Genomic DNA, 11,550 nt, shown 5'->3' on the forward strand with positions numbered 1-11,550 from the left:
AGTCCAAATTTTAATTGAATCTAATTTAGATTTTAAGATAAACGTTTTATAACATTCATTACAAAAATAACGTTGAGTATTATTTTGTATATCATGTTTCTTTATTTTCAGACTTTGGCAAAATGGGCAGTTTTTTGTTCATATTTCAAAAAGAGGGCTTAAAGCCTTGTACTATAAGACTTTAAACCACTTTTTAGCAACAAATTTGTCTATTACACCAATAAATTACATCTTTTATTAAAAAAGGTTAAAGCTTCATCAGGCTTTAACCTTTTTACTATGTCGCTATGTCTTGGCTACTGCACTATCAAAAAAATAAGCAACCCTTACCGAGTTGCTTATTAATTTTACCGCTACATCAGGAATTAAAGTTTAATCCTTAGCATATTTCGCTTCATCAAACTCTCTCAACGGCTTATGCTCACTACCTAAATAGGTATAGATCACAGGCAATACAAACAGTGTAAAGAGTGTACCGATAGCTAAACCTGCGACAATCACCATACCAATACTAAAGCGAGCAATCGCACCTGCCCCTGAAGCATAAAGCAGAGGAATAAGACCTGCGATCATCGCGGCAGTCGTCATCATAATCGGACGCAAGCGGATAGTTGCAGCGTGGAAAATAGCATCACGGCGAGATTTTCCGTGAAGCAACTGCTCTTCTTTTGCCACTTCACACATCAAGATACCGTGTTTTGTTATCAAGCCTACGAGGGTGATTAAGCCGACTTGAGAATAAATATTCAAGGTTGCACCTGATACTTTCATAATACCCAAAATATTCATCACCAATAACGCCCCACTGATTGCTAGCGGAACAGAAACTAAAATCACCAACGGATCACGCCACGATTCAAACTGAATAGCTAAGACGATATAAATCATCACAACTGCCAGCACAAAGGTAAACATTAATGCGTTACCCTCTTGGATATATTGACGAGATTCAGCTTTAAAATCATATTGATAGCCTGATGGCAAGGAGCGAGCTAACTCAGCTTCAGCCCATTTTACGGCATCACCAATAGAACCCGACACCACACCGCCAATTGTTGCCGAGTTAAGCTGGTTCATTCGGCTGAGGGAAGCTGGTTCTGTACTTAATTCCATTGTGACAAAAGAACCCAATGGGATAGATTGTCCGCTCGCTGTTGTCACATAGTAGTTCATTAAATCCTCTGGATTTAATCGGTCATTTCTCACCGCTTGCGATACAATCGGATAAGCTCTGGAATCAATATCAACACGAGTAACTATAGCCCCTGACAAGAACGAACCTAAAGTGCCACTCACCTGTTGCATCGTTACGCCATAAGTCCCCATTTTCTCACGGTCAAACTTCATCTTCATCGTTGCCGTGTTAAATTTAAGGTCTAAGTTAGCGAAGAAAAATTGCCCTGACGCTTGTGCTTTGGCTAAAATTTCACTGGCGACTTCTGCAAGTTTTTCATAGCTATCTGCAGTCGTAATAACCAGTGAGAACGGCAGCCCACTTTCACCTGTCTGAATTTCAGGGAAAGCAACGGCGTTAATATCCATACCAACCACTTGTTTTGCCATACCTGCAACAATGTCTTTCACTTCAAACTGCGATTTGCTACGTTCAGACCAATCTTTTAAAGAGATAATCGACAATGAACTGTTGCCACCGTTAAAGCCTGCAATCGACATTGCGCCGTGAACCTCAGGCAATTTAACCACTTTCTCATTAAAAGGTTTCATCACTTCCTGCGTATAGTCCAAGTTAGTATTTGCAGGACCAGATCCAAAAGCAACCACAACACCACGGTCTTCAGAAGGTGCAACCTCACTAGACAATGAAGTAAACAAGAACGGTAAGCTCGCAAAAATAGCAATCGCAAAGAACAGCATAAAGCCACGCACTGCCATCACTGCTGAAAGCATATTTTGATAACAGCTTGTCATCTTATCTAACATAGCGTGAATGCATTTGACTAAACGCCCTTCTTCACCCTCTTTATGTTCTTTTAACACACGGCTAGACATCATCGGCGAAAGGGTTAATGCTGCAATCCCCGAAATAAATACAGCACCAGCAAGGGTTAAAGCAAACTCTTTAAACAGAGATCCTGTAACCCCTTCCATTAATGCCATCGGTGAATATACCGCCGCAAGAGTAATGGTCATTGAAATGACAGGCAATGCAATCTCACGCGTCCCAATAATTGCCGCATCGAAAGGCGTTTTGCCCTCTTTAACGTGACGCTCTACATTTTCCAATACCACAATCGCATCATCTACCACCAAACCAATTGCCAAAATCAATCCTAGCAAGGTGAGCAAGTTGATCGAGAACCCAAGCATCTGTAATAAGAATAACACCCCAATCAATGAAATCGGGATAGTGATAACAGGGATAATCATCGCACGGAGTGAACCTAAGAATAGGATAATCACAATAAGCACAATGATTGTTGCTTCACCAATGGTTTTAATTACCTCAGAAATAGAGCTATTAATCGCAATAGTGCTGTCATACAAAATCTCAGCTTTAATGGAAGCGGGCAGATTCTTCTCAATTTGTGCAAATAACGGATAGATATTTTTGGCAACGGTTAATTTGTTTGCCGTTGCTGCAGACTCAACAGCAATCACCACTGCATCTTTGCCATTTGCTGTGGCTCGAGCATTATCTGAAGATTTATTCAGTTCAACGGTCGCAATATCTTTTAACTTAATTTGCATACCATCTGCTTTGGTTGCCACAGTAATATTTGCCAGCTCTTCTACCGTTGGAGTTGTCGATAACACCTTGTTTTTATAGACAGTGTAATAACCATTTGCACTGCCTGCCGCCGTCGAAAGGTTATTTGCACTTAATGCCGATAACACATTCGCACCTGAAAGGTTATAGCCAGCCATTCTATCTGGATCTAACCAAATGCGTAAGCCAAAGGTTGAACCACCAAAGATACCAACGCTAGACACCCCATTGATCGTAAAAAATTGCGGTTTCACCACGCGATTTAGGTAGTCCGTAACTTGTGGAGATGAAAGATCATCAGAGGTAAAACGAATATACATAAACGCATCATTTGATCCCGATGATACGCTGATCGCAGGATCATCAATGCCACTAGGCAAGCTTCCACGAATTGCATTTACTTTAGAAGAAATATCCGATAACGCCTCTTGAGGATTGGTATTTAACTTCATCTTTGCCGTTACCGTCGTAGTACTTGGTGAACTTGATGAAGTCATATAGTCGATGTTATCTGCCTGTGCAACAGCTTCTTCAATTTGTGACGTAACAAGAGCTTGCATTAAACTTGCATCTGCACCCGCATAATTAACACTCACAGTAACAATTGAGATCGTCATCTCAGGATATTCACGCACTTGTAGCTTGCTAATAGACTGTAAGCCTAAGATTGTAATCAATAGGCTAATACAGATAGCAAGTACGGGGCGTTTGATAAAAATGTCGGTAAATTTCACAGCTTACCCCATTACAGTTTTGTTTTTGTCGCTGGTGCAATAACCCCAACAGGTTGCACATCAGAAATTTGAATTAAGGCGTTATTTTTTAAACGTTGTAAGCCACCAGTGACAATCACATCACCGGCTTTTAAGCCTTTGCTCAAATGAGAATAGACTCCACTGCGTTCAGCCGTCGTAACTTCCATCTGTTTAGCACGATAGATTTTATTGATGTCTAAACTTTTGTTCATTTCAGTCATTTTAGTCACTTTTTCCTTATCTTCATCAGATAATGGTTGAAGCACATAAACAGTTTCGCCATACATTGTATAAGTAACCGCAATTTGTGGCACAACAACCTGATCGTATAAGGTTGGTAATGCAACATTTAAGCGAGCAAACATACCTGAAAGCAACTTATCTTGCCCTTCTGTGACCACTGCTTCAAGATTAATCAAACCAGTTGATGTATCCACCGCAGGATCGATAGCGGTAATTTTCGCAGGGAAAGTACGAGCAGGTAGAGCATCAATGGTTGCGGTCACTTTTTGCCCAACAAAAATATCTTCTAAGTTAGTCTGAGGTAAGGTAAAACGAATTTTCATCGCAGACTGATCTTCCACACGCACAATTCCTGTGCCAATCGTCACATATTGCCCTACATTCACATTCACAATACCCGCTTCACCGTCGAAAGGCGCATAAATTTGACGACGCTCAATCTGAGCTTTTGTCGCCTCAATAGTCGCCACAAGTTGCTCATAAGTTGCTTTGGCATTATCAAATTCCGCTTTTGAAGCACTGCTTGACGCTACTAAGTTACGATAGCGATTATAGTTTGCTCTCGCTGTCGATAACTGAGCTTCTGTCGCTTTCAAACTGGCTTGTTCCGCACTGCTATCAATTTCAACTAATAGCTGACCTTTTTTCACTTTATCGCCAGACTTCACCAAAACTTTAGTGACCGTGCCAGCCGCCTGTGAACTTAACATAGCCCCTTGATTCGGACGAATAGAACCAACCGCAGAAATAACAGGTGTCCATTCTCTATTTTTAACGGTCATCACTGTTACATTGCTCACAGGCTCAGGCATATTCGCCGCAGCTTCAGCCTTTTTCATCGAAATAAACTGTTGCATACCAACAACACCACCAAACACGATAAGCACAACCAATAAGGTCACAACAATAGCAAACTGCTTACCCTTCGTTGTCTTTTTCATATTTATTATCATATTTTCTCCATATCAATTTTGATTAAATCGTAATCGCTTTCCAAGTACGGATAATCACTTCTTCAAGCATCTCTTGAGCATAAGGTTGATTTAACATTAACTGCTGATACATCAACTCCCACGCTGTTTTCATACTAATTGCAAGTAAAACAAAAGGCGGTAAGTTCGCAATAATATTTTGCGATTGCCCCTGCTTGACAAATTTATTCCACGTCACCCAATCTGCATTCAAACATTCCACCATTGTCGCTTGAAATTGTGGTAGCGACTCGTACTGATGCATATTTTTAACAATATTAGGGTTATCCAACATAAACTGCCAAGTTGCATTCCACAATTTTTTATATTGCTCAAACAGAGGCAAATCAGGATCATATTCCCGATCTACCGCAGAATGAAACGTATTAAACAAATACAACACAAGCTGATTAAGCAAAGTCTCTTTATCCTTAAAATAAAGATAGATCGTACCCACAGATACCCCAGCTTCTTTTGCAATTTTGTGGGTCGAAAGGTTTTGAACCCCTTCTTTTGCCATCAACCTATCTGTTGCATTGAGAATACACATTGCCACCTCATTTTGAGGCAAAATATCCTTAAACATAAAAACAACTCAAGTTACTGAACGTTCGTTCATTCTACTGAGAAAAAAAGATTTTCGCAAAATTTAAAGTTTAAGTTTTGTAAATCATAGATTTGCGCAAACGGTTGCGTTATAATCATCCCTATGATCAAGTAGGGACGCCACGCCTGGCGTCCACTTAATTCAATCTTATATACATATTCAAAGGACACCAAGCGTGGTGTCCCTACATTATTTTTATTCAAATACAAAGGAACCCATAATGGCTCATCGTCCAATCCAACAAGTATTATTAAGTGTGTCTGACAAAACAGGCATTGTCGAATTTGCTCAAGGCTTAGTTCAACGTGGTGTAAAACTACTCTCAACCGGCGGAACAGCAAAATTACTCGCAGACAACGGTTTACCTGTAACCGAAGTATCGGACTACACAGGCTTCCCAGAAATGATGGATGGACGTGTTAAAACCCTACACCCGAAAGTACACGGTGGGATCTTAGGTCGCCGAGGCACAGACGATGAAATTATGGCACAACACAGCATTGAACGAATTGATATGGTCGTGGTTAATCTCTACCCATTTGTCGCCACCGTTGCTAAACCGAACTGCACTCTTGAAGATGCGGTAGAAAATATCGACATTGGCGGACCTACAATGGTGCGTTCTGCGGCGAAAAATCATAAAGATGTTGCGATTGTCGTCAATAACAACGACTTTAACGCTATTCTTGCTGAAATGGATCAAAACCAAAACTCACTCACCTTAGAAACCCGTTTCAACCTTGCAATCAAAGCCTTTGAACACACCGCTCAATACGACTCAATGATTGCCAACTACTTCGGACAAAAAGTACCGCCATATCAAGGTGCTGAGGAAGAAGATATTACCCAAGTCTGCGGACAGTTCCCACGCACATTAAACTTAAATTTCACCCGTAAACAGACAATGCGTTACGGTGAAAACAGCCACCAAAATGCCGCATTCTATGTCGAAAACGAACTGAAAGAAGCGTCTGTGGCAACCGCAGTTCAACTACAAGGCAAAGCGCTTTCCTACAACAACATTGCAGACACGGACGCAGCCCTTGAATGTGTTAAAGAATTTAACGAGCCAGCTTGTGTGATCGTTAAACACGCCAACCCTTGCGGTGTCGCTCTTGGCAAAGATATTTTAGAAGCCTACAACCGAGCTTACCAAACCGACCCAACTTCTGCCTTTGGTGGCATTATCGCCTTTAACCGTGAATTAGACGGCGAAACGGCACAAACAATCGTAGATCGCCAGTTTGTCGAAGTGATCATCGCCCCAACCATCTCTGAAGCAGCCAAAGAAGCCTTAGCGAAAAAGAAAAACGTTCGTGTATTAGCGTGTGGCGAATTTAGCGAAGCACAACCACGTTTAGACTTCAAACGTGTCAATGGTGGCTTACTAGTCCAAGATGCCGACCAAGGACAAGTTGCTGTTGAAGATTTACAATTTGTATCTGAACGCAAACCAACCCAAGAAGAATTAGACGATTTACTCTTCTGCTGGAAAGTGGCGAAATACGTTAAATCCAATGCGATTGTCTATGCGAAAAATAAACAAACGATTGGTATCGGTGCGGGACAAATGAGCCGAGTGTATTCCGCGAAAATCGCAGGGATCAAAGCAGAAGACGAAGGCTTACAAGTGGCAGACTGTGTAATGGCATCTGATGCCTTCTTCCCATTCCGTGACGGCATTGATGCCGCGGCAAAAGTCGGTATTACTTGCGTTATCCACCCAGGTGGCTCAATGCGAGATCAAGAAGTAATTGATGCTGCCAACGAACACGGAATGGCGATGGTATTAACGGGAATGCGTCATTTCCGTCATTGAAATCCCTATCAGCCTTTTGGGAACCTTCCTCCGTAAGCGGGGGAAGGTATGAAAACAAATATATTCTGAAGATATTTACGATGTAATTCGCTCAAACCCTGCTTCAAGATCAGCAATCAAATCTTTCACATCTTCCAAACCAATATGAACACGAATCAGCGTCCCTGTTAATTTACGTTCAATGGCTGGGCGAATACGTTCAATCTCTTTAGGTTGATTAGCCAAAATTAACGACTCAAATCCACCCCAAGAATATGCCATTGAGAAAACCTCAAAATGGTCGAGAAAATTCGCAAGCTCTTCATCAGATAAGGTTTTGCAAAGTTCAAAGGAAAATAGACCGCTTGAACCTTTAAAATCACGTTTAAAATATGTGTTTCCTGGACAGCTAGGTAGCGCAGGGTGATAAACCGCTTTGACTTCAGAGCGTTGAGCCAGCCATTGAGCCACAATAAGACTACTTTCTTCGTGTTGTTTTAAGCGAATACCTAAGGTGCGTAAGCCACGAGCGGTGACATAGGCAGAATCAGCATCAACCATTTGCCCCATTAAATAAGAGTGTTCGCGTAGCTGATCCCAACAACGAGCATTTGAAACGGCAGTACCAATCATTGTGTCAGAATGCCCCACAAGGTATTTTGTTCCTGCTTGGATTGAAATATCAATGCCGTGTTCAAGAGCTGGAAAAAGAATGCCTGCAGACCAAGTATTGTCAATCATAATCACAATTTCAGGGTTGATTGCTCTTGCAGTACGAACAATCGTTGGAATATCAGGAACTTCCATTGTCAGTGAACTTGGCGATTCGAGAAAAAGCACTTTGGTATTCGGCTGAATTAGCGTTGCAATTCCTTCCGCCATTAATGGATCATAGAAAGAGGTTGAAACCCCCATTTTCTTTAATACGATACGACAAAAATCTTGCGTTGGTTCATAGGCTGCTCCAGTCATCAGAACGTGATCGCCTGGTTGTACAAAGGATAAAATCGCATTACTGACCGCCGCTGCACCGCAAGGGTAAAGGTAGCAACCAGCTCCATTTTCTAGTTCACACATTGCATCTTGTAGAGCAAAATGAGTTAGTGTGCCACGTCTGCCGTAAAATAAAGCCCCTTTATAGCGGTTTTTGGTGGCTTCTTTTTTGTCTGCAACAGAATCAAATACAAGGGAAGAGGCTCGTTGAATAACGCTATTTACAGAACCTTGGGTGTAACGTTTTTTTCGCCCTGCGTGAACAAGTTGAGTTGCTAAGTTGTGCTTTGTCATATTGATGTCCATTTTTTATGTTTTGGGTTTACAAATTCAGTGCCTTTATTTTGATAAGAAATACCTTCTAATTCAAGTAGATAACGTTTAGCGGGAAGCCCACCACCAAAACCAGTAAGCGCTTGCGTTTTGCCTAACACTCGGTGGCAAGGTATTAAAATCGAAATCGGGTTGCGTCCAACAGCTCCTCCAACAGCCCTAACGGCGTTAGGATTATTTAACTGCTTGGCAATATCTCCGTAGCTTACCGTTTTACCATAAGGAATCTCAAGCAATATTTTCCAAACAGCTTGCTGAAAAGCAGTACCCTGAGGGTTTAAAAAATCTAGCTGACAAAACGCCACGTTTTCCCCTGAAAAATAGCGGTTTAATACTTGCACTGTTTTGCAAAATAGTTGTTGAATTTCACCGCTTGCCTGTTCTGAACTTTTCCATTGTTGAAAGTTAAGTGTTTGTTGCTCTTGTTCAAATTCAATGCCAAGTAAACCTGTTTGGTTTGCAATAAGAAGCAATTTCCCCACTGGCGAATCATAAAATTGATAGAATATCTGAAATTTCATAGGATTATCCTAAAACAAAAGGCGTGTCACTTAGTGTACACGCCTTTGAGGTTACATCAAATGAAAATTAGAATTTGTAGTTTACGTTTAAGCCGTAAAGGTTAGCAGTTGATTTAACTTTAAATTCACCCACTGCACTTGTAACTGCTGTAACTTGGCTCTCAGTAAAGGTATTTTTGCTACCACGCAAATGTGCATAAGAGAGGTCAACAGATAAATTCGGGGTAAAGCGATAAGTTGCACCTAAAGTGTACCATGTACGATATGTATCAGGGATTGAGATAGATGGATGTGCCACGCTTGCACTTTCATCATAAGCAATACCTGCACGTAATGTTAATGCCTCAATCACATCATAAGACACGCCTAACGCAATGCGAGAGTTATTATTGAACTTCTTATCTTTTTGTAACAATACTCTACCGTTGTTATCTGTTGCACGAAGTTCTCGGAAGCTATTCCAATGTGTCTTTTTATAGCTATATTGTACAGCCAATTTCTCAGTAAGTTTATGATAACCTGAGATTTCCCAATATGCTGGTAACTCAAGGTTTAAGCGACCTGGAATTTCAACATTGGCACTTTGAGTACCCACATATTTCCCTTTGAAACGTAAATCCACTGGAGAATGGTATGCAACACCAAGACGGTTGTTTTCATTAATATCATAGGTTAAGCCCACATTCCAACTAAAGCCCCATTTATCGTCTTTTAATCGACTTGCTGTCGCTGTCGGTGCCATAGGATTTAAAGCACCAAAATGGCGCTCTAATGTTGCTTTTGCATGTACTGCATTTAAGCCAGCACCAAAGCTAAATCCGTAGCCAAGATCATAAGCACTGCTGAAGTTATAGTTTACCGCACTAAGTTTTGTTTTACCTGCTAATACGCCAGCACTATAGGTTTTCTCAAATTCTGATTTTAAGCCATAATTAACATTAACACCGCCACCCACAGCAAAACGCTCAGAGATTGGGGCAACAACATATAAATTAGGGACAATTGCACTTGGAATAATGTCTTTTGCATTTGCATTTCCTGTTGCTGATGATGGAATCGCTCTTCCATTTACTGTTCTATTAAAAGAACCTTTAAAAGAACCTTCAACATCAACATCGGCATCAACATAAACCCCACCTGCAGAAATTTCTACTTGTTTGAATTTGGTCATTAATGCTGGGTTTGTTGCCACAACAGAAGCGTTATCTGCAACTGCCGCATTACCTGCATACGCCATACCCAAACCAGAAGTTGACACTTCAGCTAATTGGAACGCTGCCGCAGAAGCACCAGCTGCAGAAAAAGTAAAGATAGAAGCAAGAGCTGTTTTAGTAAATTTATTCATTAGGTAATCCTTTATAGAATCGACTGTATCAAAATTAATTTATTTCACGTAAAAAATAAATTAAAGAACTGAAATGAAAATATATTGTCATTCTACGTAGCTTAATCATCGGTCGCAATAAAATTCCTCTAAAATACAAAGAGTTCCGACCAGTCAAATAAAAAGATGACATCTTAAAATGGATGTTTTTTAAACTAAAAATTGTTGTTGTTGTTGTTGTTGGAAAAAGGTAGTATAATCAATGGTATAAGAATACAGTTTGCCAGTTTCGAGAGGTAAAATATGTCCGAATGTAATTCAAGTTCCTGCTGTTCTATTGATGTGGGAACTATTATTGATAACAGTGATTGTGCTGTAAATTTTACTCAACTTTACACTACTAAAGCAGAAGCTGAAGATGCTTTAGCATTTTTAACCAGTAAAGCTCGATCAACAGAATCTGAGCCTTGTGAGATTAGCAGTGAAATTATTTCTACAGAAAATGGCTTCCAACTTACCGCTTGTTTCAAGTTTAGCTACCAAGTTGAATCAATGATTTTTGAGTTGGGAATAAGATAGCGAAGCGCTAGATAAAACTCACATAAACAGCTAGGCAATTCGGAGCTTAATATGAATGAAATCACAAGTCTTAGCCAATTAGATTTAAATGGCAGTTATAGCTATGGCGATTATTTAAAATGGAAATTTCAAGAGCGCGTTGAAATTATCAAAGGCAAAATAATGGCAATGTCGCCAGCACCTAATCGATTACATCAACGGATTTCGATGAAATTAACAAAAGCATTCTTAGATGTTTTTGATAGTCATCAGTGTGAATTATATGTCGCTCCCTTTGATGTTCGTTTTCCAGACAGCAATGGCAAAATCAAAACGGTAGTGCAACCCGATTTGTGTGTTATTTGTGACCCGAATAAATTGGACGAAAAAGGCTGTATTGGCGCGCCAGATCTAATCGTTGAAATTCTCTCCCCTGGTAATTCAAAAAGAGAGATGAAAGACAAATACGAACTCTATCAAGAACAAGGCGTAAGTGAATATTGGATAGTCCGCCCTGAAGAACAACATATCCAAATTTATGTGCTAGAAAACGGACGCTACATAGGCGTGCAACCTGTCGTGGAAGGCGATGTAGTTACATCAATAAAATTTCCAGCGTTGAGTTTTGATACGAGTGGGTTGTATGAGTTGTGATTGAGATTAGGGGGATGTATACAAATATGCAAAGATATTTCCCCCATCCGCCCTTCGGGCACCTT

At 40.5% G+C, this 11,550-nt stretch carries 9 protein-coding genes and 1 pseudogene; 3 read left to right on the forward strand and 7 right to left on the reverse strand.

Going from position 1 to position 11,550, the window contains the following annotated elements; genetic code table 11:
- The 4 genes and pseudogenes from B0183_RS13200 to B0183_RS06505 all read right to left on the reverse strand — a co-directional run.
- Positions 1–111 (reverse strand): annotated as a pseudogene (locus B0183_RS13200) (IS256 family transposase, variant Zn-binding type); the annotation flags it as partial.
- A 261-nt stretch (positions 112–372) separates the two neighbouring features.
- Positions 373–3,462, reverse strand: a complete 3,090-nt coding sequence (locus B0183_RS06495; RefSeq protein ID WP_016528221.1) for an efflux RND transporter permease subunit — start codon at positions 3,460–3,462, stop codon at positions 373–375.
- An 11-nt stretch (positions 3,463–3,473) separates the two neighbouring features.
- Positions 3,474–4,679: an efflux RND transporter periplasmic adaptor subunit gene (locus B0183_RS06500; RefSeq protein WP_075630567.1), complete on the reverse strand. Its 1,206-nt coding sequence runs from the start codon at positions 4,677–4,679 to the stop codon at positions 3,474–3,476.
- Between the two features lie 22 nt (positions 4,680–4,701).
- Complete coding sequence (locus B0183_RS06505; RefSeq protein ID WP_021115681.1) at positions 4,702–5,283, reverse strand: TetR/AcrR family transcriptional regulator; 582 nt, start codon at positions 5,281–5,283, stop codon at positions 4,702–4,704.
- Positions 5,284–5,524: 241 nt separating this feature from the next.
- On the opposite strand from B0183_RS06505, the gene purH reads away from it, so the two are divergent.
- Positions 5,525–7,123, forward strand: coding sequence for a bifunctional phosphoribosylaminoimidazolecarboxamide formyltransferase/IMP cyclohydrolase (gene purH / locus B0183_RS06510; RefSeq protein ID WP_078208539.1), 1,599 nt, complete (start codon positions 5,525–5,527; stop codon positions 7,121–7,123).
- Between the two features lie 75 nt (positions 7,124–7,198).
- Here purH and metC read toward each other — a convergent pair whose 3' ends face one another.
- The 3 genes from metC to B0183_RS06525 all read right to left on the reverse strand — a co-directional run bounded on the left by metC (position 7,199) and on the right by B0183_RS06525 (position 10,294).
- Positions 7,199–8,389 (reverse strand): cystathionine beta-lyase, encoded by a 1,191-nt coding sequence (gene metC / locus B0183_RS06515; RefSeq protein ID WP_010785914.1) that lies wholly within the window; start codon positions 8,387–8,389, stop codon positions 7,199–7,201.
- Positions 8,386–8,949 (reverse strand): methylated-DNA--[protein]-cysteine S-methyltransferase, encoded by a 564-nt coding sequence (locus B0183_RS06520; RefSeq protein WP_016528215.1) that lies wholly within the window; start codon positions 8,947–8,949, stop codon positions 8,386–8,388. Before B0183_RS06520 ends, metC begins: the two co-directional genes overlap by 4 nt.
- 67 nt (positions 8,950–9,016) lie before the next feature.
- Positions 9,017–10,294, reverse strand: coding sequence for an outer membrane protein transport protein (locus tag B0183_RS06525; protein ID WP_078208540.1), 1,278 nt, complete (start codon positions 10,292–10,294; stop codon positions 9,017–9,019).
- A 282-nt stretch (positions 10,295–10,576) separates the two neighbouring features.
- Between B0183_RS06525 and B0183_RS06530 the strand changes: the two genes are divergently transcribed.
- Both B0183_RS06530 and B0183_RS06535 read left to right on the forward strand, forming a co-directional pair.
- Positions 10,577–10,852 carry a YfcZ/YiiS family protein gene (locus tag B0183_RS06530; protein WP_026917133.1) on the forward strand — a complete coding sequence of 92 codons (276 nt, stop codon included), beginning with the start codon at positions 10,577–10,579 and terminating at the stop codon, positions 10,850–10,852.
- A 51-nt stretch (positions 10,853–10,903) separates the two neighbouring features.
- Complete coding sequence (locus tag B0183_RS06535; RefSeq protein ID WP_005713681.1) at positions 10,904–11,485, forward strand: Uma2 family endonuclease; 582 nt, start codon at positions 10,904–10,906, stop codon at positions 11,483–11,485.
- The last annotated feature ends 65 nt before the right edge of the window (positions 11,486–11,550 follow it).

This window comes from Glaesserella parasuis (genome assembly GCF_002015085.1).
Taxonomy (GTDB): Bacteria; Pseudomonadota; Gammaproteobacteria; order Enterobacterales; family Pasteurellaceae; genus Glaesserella; species Glaesserella parasuis.